The following is a 16,545-nucleotide window of genomic DNA, read 5'->3' as shown; positions in this document are numbered from 1 at the left end:
TGACAGACCTGAAGGTACCGTGCGAACCATGGAGAACCCGCTTACCCCCGAGGTCCTCGCCGATCCGGTGCAGCTGACCCGCGCTCTGGTCGACATAGAGTCCGTGTCCCTCAACGAGAAGGCGATCGCCGACTGTGTCGAAGAGGTGCTGCGGGGCGTACCGCACCTGACCACCCACCGGCACGGCAACACGGTGATGGCCCGTACCGACCTCGGTCGGTCCCAACGTGTCGTGCTGGCCGGGCACCTCGACACGGTGCCGTTGAACAACAACTTCCCGTCGACCATGCGCGGCGACCTGATGTACGGCTGCGGCACCTCCGACATGAAGTCCGGCACCGCGTACGCGCTGCACCTGGCGGTGACCCTGCCCGATCCGCGCTACGACGTGACGTACTTCTTCTACGAGGCCGAGGAGATCGAGTCCCGGTACAACGGGCTCAACCTCGTCGCCCAGGCCTTCCCGGAGTGGCTGCAGGCTGACTTCGCGGTGCTGCTGGAGCCGACGTACGGCATCGTCGAGGCGGGCTGCCAGGGCACCATGCGCTCGGTGGTCACCACCACCGGCGTACGCGCCCACTCGGCGCGCTCCTGGCACGGGGTGAACGCCATCCACGCCGCCGGTGAGGTGCTGCGCCGCCTTCAGACGTACGAGGCGCGCCGGGTCACCATCGACGGCTGCGACTACCGCGAGGGCATGAACGCGGTGCGGATCAACGGTGGGGTGGCCGGCAACGTGGTCCCCGATCACTGTGAGGTCGAGGTCAACTACCGGTTCGCCCCGGATCGCACCCCGGCGGAGGCGGAGGCGCACCTGCGTGAGGTGTTCGCCGGCTTCGAGGTGACCGTCACCGACACGGCTGCCGGCGCCGCGCCCGGGCTGGAGGCGGCCCCGGCGAAGGAGTTCCTGGCGGCGGTCGGCGCCGCGCCGATCGGCAAGCTGGGCTGGACGGATGTGGCCCGGTTCGCGGCGATGGGCATCCCCGCGCTGAACTTCGGCCCGGGCGACCCGAACCTCGCCCACCACCCCGACGAGCACGTCGAGATCAGCAAGATCCGCGACGGCGCGGCAACCCTGCACCGCTGGCTAGCCCCGGCCTGACCCTGGTCGCCCCGGTCGCGTCCGGTCGCCCCGGTCGCGTCCGGTCGCCCCGTCGCGTCCGGTCGCCCCGGTGATCAAGAGGTTTGCGTCAGCCGGGCCCGTTGTCGGCGACGCAAACCTCTTGATCGGTTCCGGATGGGGTGGGGGAGGTGGGGGAGGTGGGGGTTGGGTCCTGCTGGCGGGTGCGGCGGCGCTCGGCCACCACGTCTTGGATCCGTCGCTGCATCTGGCGACGGATCCGGATCATCTCGCTGTTGCTGATCACGCTGTCTCCTCCCCCGAAGGCGCGCGCCGGGGCATACCCGGTATGTGAATAGTAAGACGTACGGGAGCGCCGAATAGTTGCCCATGATCCCGAACAATTTCTCGGCGTCCCCGCCCCGCGCACCCGGCCGGTGCTGCTCCACTACGGTTGCTCCATGAGCCAGAGCAACGGGCGGGAGGCCGGTCGCGGTCCAGGACAGGAGCGGCATCGCGGTGCGGTCACCCTGCGTAGAGGGGCGATCCCGAGCAGTACCGCCGACCAGCGGTTGCTGGATTCACGGGGGCGGGGCGACTGGAAGACCAAGGACGCCTGGCGCGCGCTGCGCATCCTCGCCGAGTTCGTCGAGGGTTTCGACACCCTCGCCGACGTGCCGTCGGCGGTCAGCGTCTTCGGCTCCGCGCGCAGCGCGCCGGACAGCGCCGAGTGCCAGTTGGCCGAGCGGTTGGGCGGCGCACTGGCCCGAGCCGGCTACGCGGTGATCACCGGAGGTGGGCCCGGAGTGATGGAGGCCGCCAACCGCGGCGCCAGCGAGGCCGGCGGTCTCTCCGTGGGGCTCGGCATCGAGCTTCCGTTCGAGCAGGGCATCAACGACTGGGTCGACCTGGCCATCGACTTCCGCTACTTCTTCGCCCGCAAGACGATGTTCGTCAAGTACGCCCAGGCGTTCGTCGTACTGCCCGGCGGGTTCGGCACCATGGACGAGTTGTTCGAGGCGCTCACCCTGGTGCAGACCGGCAAGGTCACCCGGTTCCCGGTGGTGCTCATGGGCGTCGCCTACTGGCAGGGTCTGCTCGACTGGCTGCGCGACACGATGGCCGCCACCGGCAAGATCGGGCCGGTCGACCTGGACCTGATCTGTCTCACCGACGACGTCAACGAGGCGGTCCGCTACATCGTCGCGTCGGAGGCCGCGCTCTCCGCCGAGCAGGAGGCGGTCCGCGAGGAGGCCGTCGCCCGCACCGGGGCAGACCAGCAGGCCGCAGCCGTTCAGGCTCGGGACCAGGACTGATGGCAGCGATCTGCGTCTTTTGCGCCTCCTCCCGTACCCTCGATCAGCGCTGGTTGGACCTGGCCGCCGAGACCGGCGCGGAGCTGGCCCGGCGCGGGCACACGCTGGTCAGCGGTGGTGGCTGCGTCGGCATGATGGGCGCGCTGGCGGACGGCGCCCGATCCGCCGGTGGACGCACCCTCGGCGTGATCCCACAGTCGCTTGTCGATCTGGAAGTCGCCGACCTGGCCTCGGACGAGCTGCTGGTGACCGACTCGATGGCCAGTCGCAAAACTTTGATGATCGACAAGTCGGACGCCTTCCTCACCCTGCCCGGCGGGCTGGGCACCCTGGACGAGTTGTTCGAGGTCTGGACCACCGCCACCCTCGCCCTGCACACCAAGCCGATGGTGTTGATCGACACCGACGGCTTCTACCGCCCCCTGCTGGACTGGCTGGACGGCTTGGCCGACCAGACCTTCCTCAAGCCCGCCGGCCGCGACCTCCTGACGGTCACCACCACAGTCACCGAGGCCCTGAACGTCCTGGAATCCCACCTAACCTGACCCGCCCCACCCACCCCCCACCCCCCGCCCGGCCTCCCCGCCCCGCCTCGTCCGCGTCGATCATGAAGTTAGCGACGTCGCTGTCGGCGTGTCGCGTCGCTAACTTCATGATCGACGGGGGTGGATGGGGTGCGGTGGGGGTGGGGTGGGGTGGGGTGGGGGGTGGGGTTTGGGTGGGTGGGTGTCGTATGGGTCTGATGGGATGAGCTGATGCAGGCGTACCGGTTGGTGCGGCGGCCCGGAGGGCCGGCGCGGGGGGACGGGACGACGCCTGACAGCGCCTCCGTGCCGGCCAGCGGCGGCACATCCGGGAGCGGTGTCGGCGCGCCGGGTGGGCCCGATGGCGTGGCCGGGCCTGGGCTGGCCGTCGGTGACGGTGGCTGGCGGGCCGATCCGGTGCAGGCCGAAGTGGTCGGGCACACCGACGGGCCGATGCTCGTCCTCGGTGGCCCGGGCACCGGCAAGACCAGCACCCTGGTCGAGGCGGTCGCCGCCCGGGTGGCCGAGGGGGTCGACCCCGAACGGATCCTCGTGCTGACCTTCGGCCGCCGAGGCGCCACCGCCCTGCGGCAGCGCATCGAGGCCCGGATCGCGCAGGACGGGCACCGGGTGCTGCGCGAGCCGCTGGTGCGCACCTTCCCGGCGTACGCCTTCGGGTTGCTCCGCCGCGCCGCCGCCGAGCGGGGCGAACCATCACCCCGGCTGCTCACCGGCCCCGAGCAGGATCTGATCATCCGTGAGCTGCTGGACGTGGTGGGCGAGGAGCCCGAGGACGACCCGGTCGGCTGGCCGACCGACCTGCGTCCCGCCCTGCGGACCCGAGCGTTCGCCGGCCAGCTGCGTGACCTGCTCATGCGCGCCGCCGAGCGCGGCGTGGGCCCGATCGACCTGGCCCGGCTGGGTGAGAAGCTCGGCCGCGCCGACTGGCCGGCCGCCGCCCGCTTCCTCCGGGAGTACGTCGCCGTGCTCGCCCTGCGCGACGTCAGCAACCGGGGCTCCATCGCGTACGACCCGGCGGAGCTGGTCCGGGCGGCCACCGGGCTGCTGCGCGACGACGAGGAGTTGCTGGCCGCCGAGCGCCGTCGGCTCGCCCACGTCTACCTCGACGAACTGGCCGACACCGACCCCGCCCAACAGGAGTTGCTCTCGGTCATCGCCGGCGGCGGCAAGTCGCTTGTCGCGTTCGCCGACCCCGACTCGTCCACGTACGCCTTCCGGGGCGCCGACCCGGCCGGAGTGGCGACGTTCCCGCACCGCTTCCGGACGGCTTCCGGCGCGCCGGCCGCACAGGTGCTGCTGACCACGTCGTACCGGGCCGGGCCGGGTCTGCTCGCGGCGATCGCCCGGCTGGGTCGCCGGCTGCGGGGTCCGGCCGCGCACCGTCGGCTGCACCCGCTTCCGGACGCGCCGCCCGGCGTGGTCGAGGTGCACACGTTCCGTTCGGCGACCAGCGAGGCCGCCTGGCTGGCCCACGCGCTGCGCTCGGCCCACCTGCTCGACGGTGTGCCCTGGTCACGGATGGCGGTGCTGGTGCGGTCGACCGCGTTGCAGCTGCCCACCCTGCGACGGGCGCTGCACGCTGCCGGCGTACCCACCGTGGTGCACGGCGAGGACCTTCCCCTGCACCTGCAACCGGCGGTCGCGCCGCTGCTGCTCCTGCTGCGCTGCGCGCTGGAGCCGGAACGACTCGACGAGGAGGCGGCCGTCGCGCTGCTGCACTCGCCGCTGGGTGGGGCCGACCCGCTGGCCGAGCGGCGGCTGCGGCAGGGCCTGCGTGCGCTCGCGTTGGCCGGCGGTGACCGACGCCCCTCCGGGGAGCTGATCGTCGAGGCGTTGCAGGACCCGGAGGAGTTGGCCGGCATCGAGCGGCGCTGGGCGGAGCCGGCACAGGCGGTGGCCGGGCTGCTGGCCATCGCACGCGAAGCCGCCGGTCGGCCGGGTGCGACGGCCGAGGACGTGCTCTGGGCCGTCTGGCACGCCAGTGGTCTCGCCGAGCGGTGGGCCGGCGCGATCAACCAGGGGCGTCCGGAGGCCGGCGAGGGCGACCTGGCCCGGCGCCGGCGGGCCGAGGCGGCCGACCGCGACCTGGACGCCGTGCTGGTCCTCTTCGACGCGGCGGCCCGGTTCACCGACCGGCTGCCCGGCGCGCGTACCGAGGTCTTCCTCGACCACGTGCTCGCCCAGGACCTGCCGGCCGACACCATCGCCCCGACCGCCGACCGGGGTGCGGCGGTACGCCTGCTCACCGCGCACGCCGCGAAGGGCCTGGAATGGGATCTGGTCGCGGTGGCCGGCGTGCAGGAGGGCATCTGGCCGGACCTGCGGCTGCGCGGCAGCCTGCTCGGCTCCGAGCGGCTGGTCGACGTCCTGGCCGGCCGGTCGGTCGACGGCGCGACCGCGGCGAACGTGGTGGGTCAGACCTCGGCGTTGCTGGACGAGGAGCGCCGGCTCTTCCACGTCGCCATCAGCCGGGCCCGGCACCGGCTGCTGGTCAGCGCCGTGGCGTCGGCCGCCGTCGGCGGTGACGATCACGAGGAGCAGCCCAGCCGGTTCCTGCACGAGCTGGGCCCGAGCACCCCGCCACCAACGCCGCCGGGCCCGCCGCCCACGCCGACCCCACCCACGCCGACCCCGCCAACGCCGACGCCGACCCCGCCGACGCCGACCCCGCCAACGGCGACCCCGCCGGGCTCGACGACCCCGCCGCCCGGTCCTCGCACCGAGCGGTCCCCGGGCGGCACCGGGGGTGGCGCCGCGGCAGGCGAGACCGACGAGGAGCCGGACCGCCCCGGGGCACTGCCGGTGACCCGTCCACCCCGGGCGCTCACCCTGCCGGCGTTGGTCGCGGAACTGCGTACCGCCATCACCGACCCGGCGGCCCCGGCGGCCCGGCGGCGCGGCGCGGCGGCCGAACTGGCCCGGCTCGCCGCCGCCGGCGTGCCCGGTGCGCACCCCGACGACTGGTGGGGGCTGCGGGTGCTCTCCGACGACCGGCCGCTCGTCGACGACGGCGACCCGGTGCGGGTCACCCCGTCGGCCATGGAGAGCGCGCTGCGGTGCAGCCTGCGGTGGCTGCTGGAACGGCACGGCGGTAGCGGCCCGACCAGCACCGCGCAGGGGGTGGGCAACCTGGTGCACGCCGCCGCGATGCTCGCCGAGGACGCCAGCGCGGACCGGGGCGCGCTGCTGGACTACGTGGCCGCCCGGTTCGACGCGATCGAGTTGGCGGCCCGGTGGATGGCCGGGCCGGAGCGGGAACGCGCCGAGGTGATGGTCGACAAGTTGCTCCGCTGGCTGGCCACCAACCCGCGTCGGTTGCTCGCCATCGAGCACGAGTTCGCCGTCCGCCTGGACGACCCGAACCGGCCCGTCGACCTGACCGGTCGGGTCGACCGGCTGGAGGTCGACGAGGCCGGGCGGCTCGTGGTGATCGACCTGAAGACCGGCAAGTCCACCGCTGTCACCGGCACCGACCTGGCGGAGCACCCGCAGCTCGGCGCGTACCAGGCGGCGGTGGAGGCGGGGGCGTTCGCCGAGTTCGGTGACGAGTCCGGGGGTGCCGCGCTGGTGCAGCTCGGGACCTCCGCCAAGGACGCCAGGGAGCAGAATCAGCCGGCGGCCAGCGAGGGGCCGGCGGCCGGTTGGGCGACCGCGCTGGTCCGGCGGACCGCCGATACGATGGCAGCCGCCACGTTCGCGGCGGTGGCCAACTCGAAGTGCCGGGTCTGCCCGGTGCGCACCAGCTGCCCGGTCTCCGGGCAGGGGCGTCAGGTCGTCGAGCCGCCCACCGTCCGGCGCACCCGTGAGGGTGAGGAGTGAGCGTGCGAGCCCAGTCGCGACCTGGGACGGCACCCGTGAGGGCGAGGAGTGCGCTGGTGTTGGGAACTGAGACGGCACGGTGAGTCAGCCCACCCTGTTCGGCGCGGGTCCCGCGCCGACGCCCCGGCTCGCGGACTCCGGCCCCCGGTACACCCCGGTGGAGCTGGCCAAGCTGCTGCGGTTGCCGGCGCCCACCCGGGAGCAGGCCGCGATCATCGCCGCTCCGGTGGAGCCGCTGCTGGTGGTCGCGGGCGCCGGGTCGGGCAAGACCGAGACGATGGCCGCGCGGGTGGTCTGGCTGGTGGCCAACTCGTACGTGCGCCCGGAGCAGATCCTCGGGCTGACCTTCACCCGCAAGGCGGCCGGCGAGCTGGCCCATCGGGTACGCACCCGGCTCGACCAGCTCATCCGCCGCCTCGGCCGGCAGGGACGGGACCCACTGGACGATCCGCTCGCGGGTGAGCCGACCGTCTCCACCTACCACTCGTACGCCGGGCGGATCGTCACCGAGCACGGGCTGCGGGCCGGCTACGAGCCGTCCACCCGGCTGCTCACCGAGGCGTCCCGCTGGCAGTTGGTCGACCTGCTGGTGCGCAACTACGACGGCGACATGTCCGAGGTGGACCGGATGCCGAGCACCATCACCGACGCGGTGCTGGCGCTCGCCGGGGAGCTGGACGAGCATCTGGTCGCGCCGGACGACCTGGCGGCCTGGACCGGTCGGTTCTTCGCCGAGGTGCAGTCCCGGCCGGGCCGGGTGTACGCCGACGTGCGCAAGGCGCTCACCCTCCAGCAGACCCGGTTGCGTCTGCTGCCGCTGGTGCGGGCGTACGCCAGGCGCAAGGAGGACTTCGAGGCGATGGACTTCGCCGACCAACTCGCCCGGGCGGCCCGGGTGGCCCGGGACCACCCGGGGGTCGGTGTGATCGAGCGGGACCGCTTCCGGGTGGTGCTGCTCGACGAGTACCAGGACACCAGCCACGCCCAGGTGGTGTTGCTCAACGCGCTGTTCGGTGGCGGGCACCCGGTGACCGCGGTGGGCGACCCGTGCCAGTCGATCTACGGCTGGCGGGGGGCCAGCGCGGGCACCCTGGACCGGTTCCCCACCGAGTTCGCCCGCGCCAACGGTGAGCCGGCCCCGGCGCTGGGGCTCACCACGAGTTGGCGCAACCGCCCGGAGATCCTCCGGGTGGCGAACGCGCTCTCCACCCCGCTGCGGGCTGCGGGTGCCCGGGTCCCGGAGCTGCGCTCCGCGCTGACCGTCCGGGACCCGATCCCGCACCGCAGCCCGGGCGGTGCGGCCGGCGGCACCGTGCACTGCGCGATGCTGCCCACGTACGCCGACGAGGCCGACTGGATCGCCGACAGCGTGCTCGCCGCCTGGCGCGGGGCGGCCGGGATGCCGGGCGCCGCACCGGAGCACATCCCGGTGGCGCGGCGCCCGACGACCGCCGTGCTGGTCCGGGTACGCAGCCAGATCCCGGCGATCGAGTCGGCGCTGCGTGAGCGGGGCCTTCCGGTCGAGGTGGTCGGGCTGGGTGGCCTGCTGGACACCCCCGAGGTACGCGACGTGGTCTGCACGCTGCGGGTACTGGCCGACCCGACCGACGGCGCCGCGCTGCTGCGGTTGCTCACCGGCGCCCGTTGGCGGATCGGGCCGCGTGATCTGGTGGCGTTGCACCGACGGGCTCGGGCCATCGCGAACGCCCGGCGACAGGTGGCCGCCGACGAGGCCTCGGAGATCAGCCCCGACTTGTTGGACGAGGCGACCCTGGTGGAGGCGTTGGCCGACCTGGGGCCGGCGCAGGCGTACTCGGCGGAGGGGTTCGCGCGGCTGCGCGCGTACGGCCGGGAGTTGGCGCTGCTGCGCTACCGACTGGACCAGGCGCTGCCGGACCTGATCGCGGACATCGAGCGGACCATCGGCCTGGACGTGGAGGTCGCGGTGCGGGCCGGCCGGGACGGCGCCGGCGACGCGGGTCTGGCCCGGGGGCACCTGGACGCGCTCGGCGACGTGGCGGCCCGGTTCAGCGGGGAGACGCCCGGCGCGACCCTGTCCGGCTTCCTGTCCTACCTGGCCGCCGCCGAGGACGAGGAGCGTGGTCTGGCGCCGGGCGAGGTCGAGGTGGTGGAGGGCGCGGTGCAGGTGGTCACCGCGCACGCGGCCAAGGGCCTGGAGTGGGACGTGGTGGCGGTGGCCGGGCTCAGTCGTGGGCTGTGGCCGGGGCCGGTCCGCAACTCCGACCACTGGCTGGGTGGGCTGGGCGTGCTGCCGTTCCCGCTGCGCGGCGACGCCGACGGGCTGCCCGAGTTGGCGCTCGACGAGGCGGGGGACCAGCGGGCCGTGGCGCGGGCGGTGACCGACTTCACCGACGCGTGGCGGGCCCACGACGAGCGGGAGGAACGCCGGCTGACGTACGTGGCGGTGACCCGGCCGCGCCGGCTGCTGCTCTGCTCCGGTTACTGGTGGGGGGAGGGCACGAAGCGACCGCGAGGTCCGTCGGTCTTCCTGCGTGAGGTGTACGACGCCTGCCTCGACGGCGGGCCGGGGCACCTGATCGACACGTGGGCGCCCGAGCCGACCCCCGACGCGACGAACCCCACGGCCGAGGTGGTGCTCCGCGCGGAGTGGCCTGCCGACCCGCTGGGCGGTCGCCGGCCGGCGTTGGCCGAGGCGGCCGGGCTCGTGCGTCGCCTGATGGCCGACGGTCCGGCGGCAGCGCTTCCCGGGCCGGTCGGGCCGGTGCTTCCCGGGTCGGTGGCGCCGGTCGGGTCGGCGCTCGCTGGACCGGCGGCTCCGGTCGGGTCGGTGCTTCCCGGGCCGGTGGCTCAGGTCGGGTCGGTGCTCGCTGGACCGGTGGCGCCGGTCGGGTCGGAGGCCGAGCCGGTCGAGCCGGAGGTGGACCCGGAGGTAGCGCGCTGGCAGCGTGAGGCGGACCTGCTGTTGGCGGAGCGCGCCGAGCTGACCCGGCTCTCCGGTGCGGTCGAGGTGGCGCTGCCCGGGGCGCTGAGCGTCACCCAACTGGTCGCGTTGCGGCGCGATCCGGCGGCGCTGGCCCGTACGCTGCGCCGCCCGGTGCCGGCCGAGCCCAACCCGTACGCCCGCCGAGGCACCGCCTTCCACGCCTGGTTGGAGCAGCGCTTCGGCGCCGACCGCCTGCTGGACCTGGACGAGCTGCCCGGCGCGGCCGACGCCGATGCCGCACCCGACGAGGCGCTGGTCGAGCTTCAGGAGCGGTTCCTGGCCAGCGAGTGGGCCGACCGGTCACCTGTGGAGGTGGAGGTGCCGTTCGCCACGGTGATCGCCGGAGTGGTGGTGCGGGGCCGGATGGACGCGGTCTTCGCCCGGCCGGGTGGTCGGTTCGACGTCGTCGACTGGAAGACCGGCGCGCAGCCCACCGGGCCGGCGGCCGACGTGGCCGCCGTACAGCTGGCCGTGTATCGGCTGGCCTGGGCGGAGCTGGCCGGCGTGCCGGTCGACCGGGTGGGCGCGGCGTTCCACTACGTCCGGCACGGTGTGACCGTCCGGCCCGCCGACCTGCTGGATGTGACGGGCCTCACCGCCATGATCGCCCAGTTGCCCGAGGATTCTGCCCAACATTGACCACTGCGGGGAAAACCGTGGTAGGTTGACCGGGTTGCAGTTTTGGTTACCAGAGACTCTGTGTGCGCCTGGCGGGATTGTGGCCCCAGGCGCTCTTTGTTGTGTCCGGAGTTCTCCGGGCGGGGCGACCAGAAGCGACAGGCGATTCGCGCATCCCCGCGCGGAGCGCTCCTCTTCGGGCACGCAACAAGTGCGTGTCCGACGTTCCGTCAAGGAGACGAAACACATGGCTATTGGCACCGTGAAGTGGTTCAACGCTGACAAGGGCTTCGGCTTCATCACCCCGGACGGCGGCGGCGCTGACGTCTTCGCCCACTTCTCGGCGATCCAGTCCTCCGGCTACCGGAGCCTGGACGAGAACCAGCGGGTCGAGTTCGAGGTGACCCAGGGCCAGAAGGGCCCGCAGGCGGAGAACATCCGCCCGCTCTGATCTTCGGATCGGTCAGCATTACCTGTCGCGCCCTCCGGGTGTGACGGTGACGGGACCGGCCCGCCCCGCTGCCGCCTGCGTACGCAGGCGGCAGCCCGGCGGCGGGCCGGCCTGTACTCCCTTTCGGTTCGTGCTTGTGAGTCCTGGCGGCCTTTTTCCGCCGGTGACAGCGCCGACTTCGGCGCCCTCCCTCGACACGTGCCGCGTCGAGGAAGGCTTCCGCATGACCACAGTTATTCCTTCTTTCGCTCATACCGGTCTGGCGCCGGCGCTGCTCACCGCGCTGACCGCGCAGGGCATCACCGAGCCGTTCCCGATCCAGTCGGCGACGCTGCCCGACTCGCTCGCCGGCCGGGACGTGCTGGGCCGGGGTCGTACCGGCTCCGGCAAGACCCTCGCCTTCGGGCTTCCGCTGCTGTCCCGCACCGCCGGCCGTAAGGCCCGGCCGGGTCGCCCGCTGGCCCTGGTGCTGGTGCCGACCCGCGAACTGGCTCAGCAGGTCACCACCGCCCTGGCCCCGTACGCCCGCGCCGTCGGGCTGCGCTGCGCCACCGTCGTCGGCGGGCTGTCGTTGCAGCGGCAGGCGGACGCCCTGCGCGCCGGCACCGAGGTTGTCGTCGCCACCCCCGGTCGGCTGCACGACCTGATCAACCGTGGCGACGCCCGGCTCGACCAGGTCGAGATCACCGTGCTCGACGAGGCCGACCAGATGGCCGACATGGGCTTCCTGCCGCAGGTCACCAAGCTGCTGGAGCAGGTCGCGCCGCAGGGGCAGCGGATGCTCTTCTCCGCGACCCTGGACGGCGGCGTGGACCGGCTGGTCCGTCGCTTCCTGAGCAACCCGGTCACCCACTCGGTGGACCCGGGCACCGCGACGGTCACCGCGATGACCCACCACGTGCTGCACGTCGACGCCGCGGACAAGCCCGACGCGCTGACCCGGATCGCCGCCCGTGAGGGCCGCACCATCCTGTTCATGGGCACCAAGCACCGCGCCGACCGGTTGGCCCGCCAACTGCTCTCCAAGGGCGTACGCGCGGCCGCGCTGCACGGCGGCAAGTCCCAGCCGCAGCGCACCCGGATCCTGGAGCAGTTCCGCAACGGCCAGGTGACCGCCCTGGTCGCCACCGACGTGGCGGCCCGTGGCATCCACGTGGACGGCCTGGACATGGTGGTCAACGTGGACCCGCCGACCGAGGCGAAGGACTACCTGCACCGGGGCGGCCGTACCGCCCGGGCCGGCGAGTCCGGTTCCGTGGTCACCCTGGTCCTGCCGGAGCAGCGTCGGGACGTGTCCCGACTGATGGCCACCGCCGGCATCCGGCCCGAGTCGGTCCAGGTGCGGCCGGGTGACGGCGCGCTGGCCCGGGTGACCGGTGCCCGCGAGCCGTCCGGCGTGCCGGTGACCATCGTCGCTCCGCCGGCGCCAGCCGCTCGGGTTCGCACCTCCGGCGGCGCGGCCACCGACGGTGGCGCCCGGCCGGCGCACCGCGCGTCGGGCCGGTCCCGTCGCCCGCGCCGCCCCCGCACCGTCTGATCTTCTGCGCGTCTACCGACCCGTTCCGCTTCGGCGGGGCGGGTCGGTTTTGTCTGCGCGGTGTTCCGGGCCGGTCAGCGGGCCGTGCCGCCGGGCCGGTCAGCGGGCCGTGCCGCCGGGCCGGTCAGCGGGCCGTGCCGCCCGATCGCTCAGCGGGCCGTGCCGCCGGCCGGTGAGCGGGCCGTGCCGCCCGATCGCTCAGCGGGCCGTGCCGCCGGGCGGTTAGTCGGCCGTGCCGCCGGACCGGTCGGCTATCCGTGCCGCCCGACCGGTCAGCCGGCGGCGCCGGGCGGCCCGCTCTGCTGAGTCGGTAATCAGCCTCCGCTGGGTCGGCTGGCCGACTGCGCCCCGGCCGGTCGTGGTCGAGGCTGACCGACGGGGGAAGTCGGGCGGGGGGCCCGGCGCGGGAGGGGTGACCATGGCGGGCGAAGCCGGCTCGGGAGCACTGCGCGAACTGATCCTGGTGGTCGCGGTCGCGCTCGCCGGGTTGTTGCTCGCCATGGTTGCGGCCTTCGCGCCCTGGCATGCCACCCCGGCGGGTAATGCTCCCGCCGGTCTGGTGGAGCTGCACAGTCCTGGCGACCCGGGCCTCGGCCCGGCGACCGCACACGTGGGCTGAGCGGCGACCGGCCTACCGGTGCCGGCGGAGGGGCAGGCCCGGTCAGGATCGGTACGAGATGTGGTCGGGTCGGCGGGGCACCGACCCGACCACATCACCAACACGTCCTCCTCGGTCGCGCCCGAGCGCGACGCCGCCGCCCGAGCGCGACGCCGCCGCCCGAGCGCGACGCCGCCGCCCGAGCGCGACGCCGCCGCCCGAGCGCGACGCCGCCGCCCGAGCGCGACGCCACCGCCCGAGCGCGACGCCGCCGCCCGAAGCGCGAACGCCGCAGCCCGAGCGTGGCGCCCCCGTTCACGATCGTGCTCGATCCAGGAAGTAGGCCCCTCGCCGCGCGGGCGAGGCCACTACATCAATGATCGAGCGCGATCATGAGAGCGGTGCGTCGGTGCTGACCGGACCCGGGGCTTGGGTGAGCAGGTCGGCCAGGGTGGTGCTGTCGACCACCGTGGCGATCGCCCCGTGCACCGCCAGCCAGACGTCGGTGAGCCCGGCGGCCACTCCGTGATAGCCGGCCCGCTCGGCCGGCAGGCCGCGCACCGTCGTGAGCGAGCCGCCGACGGCGCGCAGCACGTCGCCGACGGTGATCTCGTCGGCTGGGCGGGTCAGCGCGTACCCGCCGTCGGCACCGCGATGGCTGTGCAGCAGGCCGGCCCGGCGCAGGTCGAGCAGGATGCCCTGCAGGAAGCTGAGCGGGATGTCCTGTACCTCGGCCAGGCTGGCCGCCTTCACCAACTCGCCGACCCTGTCGCCGTCGCCGCCACCACCGGCGGCAGCGACGGCGAGCATCGCCCGGAGCGCGTAGTCGCTGCGCGCGGAGACGAACACGTCACTGACCAGCCTGGTCCAGTACGCCCCAGCGGCGCCGGATCGCCTTGTCCGCCGCGCCGAACGCGGCGTCCACAACCAGGCCGACGACCAGGATGACGATCATCGTGGAGAGCAGCCAGGGCGAGTCGGACAACTCGCGGGAGTAGGTGAGCTGAGCGCCGAGCGAGGTCTGCGAGATGCCGACCACGAGCAGCTCACCGGCCATCAGGCTGCGCCAGGAGAACGCCCAGCCCTGCTTGAGGCCGGCGACGATGGCTGGCAGGGCGGCCGGTGCGATGACGTACCGGTAGAGGTTGAGACCTCGGGCGCCCAGGTTGCGGCCGGCGCGCAGCAGCAGCGGCGGCACGTAGTCCACCCCGGAGATCACGCCGTTGGCGATGGACGGTGCCGCGCCGAGCACCACCACGAAGAAGATCGCCTTCTCGCTCAGCTCGAAGAGCAGAATGGCCAGCGGGAACCAGGCGATCGACGGCATGGTCTGCAACGCGGTGATCATCGAGCCGATGGCGGCACGCAGCACCGTGGACCGGGCCACCGCGAGGCCCAGCAGCAGGCCGACGGCGACCGAGAAGACGTACCCGACGGCGGCCCGACGCAACGTGGTGGCTATGCCTTCCCAGAGCTGCGGGCCCTGGGCCTGGGTCATCAGCTCGCGGCCGACCTCCAGCGGCCCCGGCAACGAGTACGGCGGCTTCCAACCCGTCCAGACCACGAACTGCCAGGCGGCGATGGTGATGGCCAGCGCGGCGAGCTTGGGCCAGGTGGCCGCCCAGATTCGGGCGCCCCGGGAGACCTCCTTGTCCCGGCCGGCGATCTCCAGCGCGTCGAGCCCGGAGATCTCCGCGTCGGTACGCGCCGAACTGGTGAGGGTGTCATTGGCCATGGCGGCCCACCTCCGTACGGAGCCGCTCGGTGACCTCGGCGGCTATGGCGGCGACCTCGGGGGAGTCGATCCGGCGGGGGCGCGGGATGTTCACCTCGGTGGAGTAGATGATCCGGCCGGGTCGGCTGGAGAGCAGGATGATCCGATCGGCCAGTCGGGCCGCCTCGCGGACGTTGTGCGTCACGAAGAGGACCGAGAGTTTGCGCTCGGACCAGATCCGCTCCAGCTCGTCGTGCAGGATGTCCCGGGTCATAGCGTCCAGCGCGCCGAACGGCTCGTCCATCAGCAGCACCGGAGTGTCCAGGGCCAGCGTGCGGGCCAGCGCGACACGCTGCCGCATTCCGCCGGAGAGCTCGTGCGGGCGCTTGCGGCCGAAGTCGGACAGGTGCACGGTCCGCAGCAGCTCGGCCACCCGCTCGCGGCGCTGCGCGCGGGGGAGCCGGCGCAGCTTGAGGGGCACCTCCACGTTGGCGTCGACGGTCAGCCACGGGAAGAGCGCCGGCTCCTGGAACATCAGGCCCGGGTTGGCGTCGCCGGCCAGGGTGATCTGCCCACCGCTGACCCGGTCCAGCCCGGCCACGAGGTTGAGCAGCGTGCTCTTGCCGCAGCCGGACGCGCCGACCAGACAGACGAACTCGCCGGGCGCGACGTCCAGCGACACACCGTCCAGGGCCAGGACGGCGTTCGCCCCGCGCCCGTACACCTTGGTCACGCCGGAGAGCGCGACCGCGGTGGTCGCGCTCTGCGGCGTCGTCGTGGTCGACGTCATGGTTGGACGACCTCGGGCTTGCCCTGCGCCTTCAGCGCGTTGTTGAGGTACTTCAGGTCGTACAGGCCCTTGAGGTCCACCGGCTCGGTCAGGTCCACGTCGACGGCATGGTCGAGCCCGGCTTTGAGCGAGGACGAGATCGGGTCGTTGGTGAACTCCAACGTCGGCCACGCCTGCTTGATCAGCTTCAGGTCCAGCGGCTTGCCGGTGATCTTGCCGATCGCGTCGGAGATGGCCTGCTGCGCCTCCTCCGGCTTGGTGTTGACGAACTCGTTGGCGGCCACCTGGCCGTCGACCAGCTTCTGAACCACGTCCGGGTGCGCCTTGAGGAACTTGGTGCTCACCAGCAGGTTGGTGATGACGAACTTCTTGTCCGGCCACAGGTCGCGCTCGTCGACCAGCACCTTGCCGCCGGCGTTGACCAGGCGGGAGACGAACGGCTCGGGCACCCAGGCGCCGTCGATTGCGCCGCTGTTGAACGTCTCGACGGTTTGGGCGTTCTCCTGAGGCACGATCTTGACGTCACCACCACCCTCCTTGGTGGTGGTGAGGCCCTGCTGCTTGAGCCAGTAACGGATCGCCACGTCCTGGGTGTTGCCCAGCTGCGGGGTGGCGATCTTCTTGCCCTTCAGGTCCTGCACACCGGTGATGGCGGGCTTGACCACCAGCGCCACGCCGCCGGAGGCCGCGCCGGAGATGACCCGGACGGCCTCGCCCTTGGACTTGGAGAAGGCGTTCACGGTCGGGTTCGGACCGATGTAGGTGGCGTCCAGCGCGCCGGAGAAGACCGCCTCGATGGCGGCCGGGCCGGCGTTGAAGGTCTTCGGGTCCAGCTTGACGTTGGTGCCGAGCTTTTCCGCGAAGATGCCCTTCTCCACGCCGACGACCGCCGGCGCGTGGGTGATGTTGGGGAAGTAGCCGAGGCGCAGCGTCACCGGGCCGGAGCTGCCGCCCGCGCCCTCGCTGTCGTCGCCGCACGCGGCGGTGCTGCCCAGGGTCGCCGCGCCGACCACGGCGAGGGTGGCCAGGGTGACCAACCGGCGCAGGGGGAGCCGTCTCATCGTCCATCCAATCCGCAGTATTCCTACTTAGTTGGTAGGAAGAGTGGGCCAGGCTGCGTTCAGCGTCAAGG

General features: G+C 73.2%; 13 protein-coding genes. 8 read left to right on the top strand and 5 right to left on the bottom strand.

All coding sequences use genetic code 11. The annotated features are described in order from the left end of the window. The first annotated feature begins 28 nt into the window (after positions 1-28). Positions 29-1,102, top strand: coding sequence for a succinyl-diaminopimelate desuccinylase (gene dapE / locus ACFYL6_RS08025; protein WP_387169021.1), 1,074 nt, complete (start codon positions 29-31; stop codon positions 1,100-1,102). Positions 1,103-1,190: 88 nt separating this feature from the next. Here dapE and ACFYL6_RS08020 read toward each other — a convergent pair whose 3' ends face one another. Then, positions 1,191-1,367 (bottom strand): hypothetical protein, encoded by a 177-nt coding sequence (locus ACFYL6_RS08020; protein ID WP_387169018.1) that lies wholly within the window; start codon positions 1,365-1,367, stop codon positions 1,191-1,193. Positions 1,368-1,521: 154 nt separating this feature from the next. Here ACFYL6_RS08020 and ACFYL6_RS08015 point away from each other — a divergent pair, with 154 nt between their 5' ends. The 7 genes from ACFYL6_RS08015 to ACFYL6_RS07985 all read left to right on the top strand — a co-directional run bounded on the left by ACFYL6_RS08015 (position 1,522) and on the right by ACFYL6_RS07985 (position 12,930). Beyond that, on the top strand, positions 1,522-2,376 hold the full coding sequence (locus tag ACFYL6_RS08015; RefSeq protein ID WP_387169015.1) for a TIGR00730 family Rossman fold protein: 855 nt from the start codon (positions 1,522-1,524) through the stop codon (positions 2,374-2,376). Then, complete coding sequence (locus tag ACFYL6_RS08010; RefSeq protein ID WP_387169012.1) at positions 2,376-2,921, top strand: TIGR00730 family Rossman fold protein; 546 nt, start codon at positions 2,376-2,378, stop codon at positions 2,919-2,921. Before ACFYL6_RS08015 ends, ACFYL6_RS08010 begins: the two co-directional genes overlap by 1 nt. A 210-nt stretch (positions 2,922-3,131) precedes the next feature. Then, the gene (locus tag ACFYL6_RS08005; RefSeq protein WP_387169009.1) at positions 3,132-6,740 is read left to right on the top strand and encodes an ATP-dependent helicase; all 3,609 of its coding nucleotides are present in this window, start codon (positions 3,132-3,134) and stop codon (positions 6,738-6,740) included. A 79-nt stretch (positions 6,741-6,819) separates the two neighbouring features. Then, positions 6,820-10,344, top strand: coding sequence for an ATP-dependent helicase (locus ACFYL6_RS08000; RefSeq protein ID WP_387169006.1), 3,525 nt, complete (start codon positions 6,820-6,822; stop codon positions 10,342-10,344). Between the two features lie 226 nt (positions 10,345-10,570). Continuing rightward, complete coding sequence (locus tag ACFYL6_RS07995) at positions 10,571-10,774, top strand: cold-shock protein (protein WP_007464836.1); 204 nt, start codon at positions 10,571-10,573, stop codon at positions 10,772-10,774. Positions 10,775-10,997: 223 nt separating this feature from the next. Next, complete coding sequence (locus ACFYL6_RS07990) at positions 10,998-12,311, top strand: DEAD/DEAH box helicase (RefSeq protein WP_387169003.1); 1,314 nt, start codon at positions 10,998-11,000, stop codon at positions 12,309-12,311. Positions 12,312-12,729: 418 nt separating this feature from the next. Continuing rightward, positions 12,730-12,930, top strand: a complete 201-nt coding sequence (locus ACFYL6_RS07985) for a hypothetical protein (RefSeq protein WP_091406170.1) — start codon at positions 12,730-12,732, stop codon at positions 12,928-12,930. Positions 12,931-13,299: 369 nt separating this feature from the next. On the opposite strand, the gene ACFYL6_RS07980 is transcribed toward ACFYL6_RS07985, so the two are convergent. Genes ACFYL6_RS07980 through ACFYL6_RS07965 form a run of 4 tightly spaced genes read right to left on the bottom strand, consistent with a single transcriptional unit; the run spans position 13,300 to position 16,474 of the window. Further along, positions 13,300-13,758: an RrF2 family transcriptional regulator gene (locus tag ACFYL6_RS07980; RefSeq protein WP_387169000.1), complete on the bottom strand. Its 459-nt coding sequence runs from the start codon at positions 13,756-13,758 to the stop codon at positions 13,300-13,302. Between the two features lies 1 nt (position 13,759). Then, on the bottom strand, positions 13,760-14,644 hold the full coding sequence (locus ACFYL6_RS07975) for an ABC transporter permease (RefSeq protein ID WP_387168996.1): 885 nt from the start codon (positions 14,642-14,644) through the stop codon (positions 13,760-13,762). Next, entirely contained in the window at positions 14,634-15,413 is a 780-nt protein-coding gene (locus ACFYL6_RS07970) for an ABC transporter ATP-binding protein (RefSeq protein ID WP_387168993.1), read from the bottom strand. The genes ACFYL6_RS07975 and ACFYL6_RS07970 overlap by 11 nt, the downstream gene beginning before the upstream one ends. After that, complete coding sequence (locus ACFYL6_RS07965) at positions 15,410-16,474, bottom strand: ABC transporter substrate-binding protein (protein WP_387168990.1); 1,065 nt, start codon at positions 16,472-16,474, stop codon at positions 15,410-15,412. Before ACFYL6_RS07965 ends, ACFYL6_RS07970 begins: the two co-directional genes overlap by 4 nt. Between the last annotated feature and the right edge of the window lie 71 nt (positions 16,475-16,545).

Source organism: Micromonospora sp. NPDC007208, from assembly GCF_042869175.1.
Taxonomy (GTDB): Bacteria; Actinomycetota; Actinomycetes; order Mycobacteriales; family Micromonosporaceae; genus Micromonospora; species Micromonospora foliorum.
Note: the sequence above shows the minus strand (reverse complement) of the source record. Positions and strands in the feature narration are given on the sequence as shown.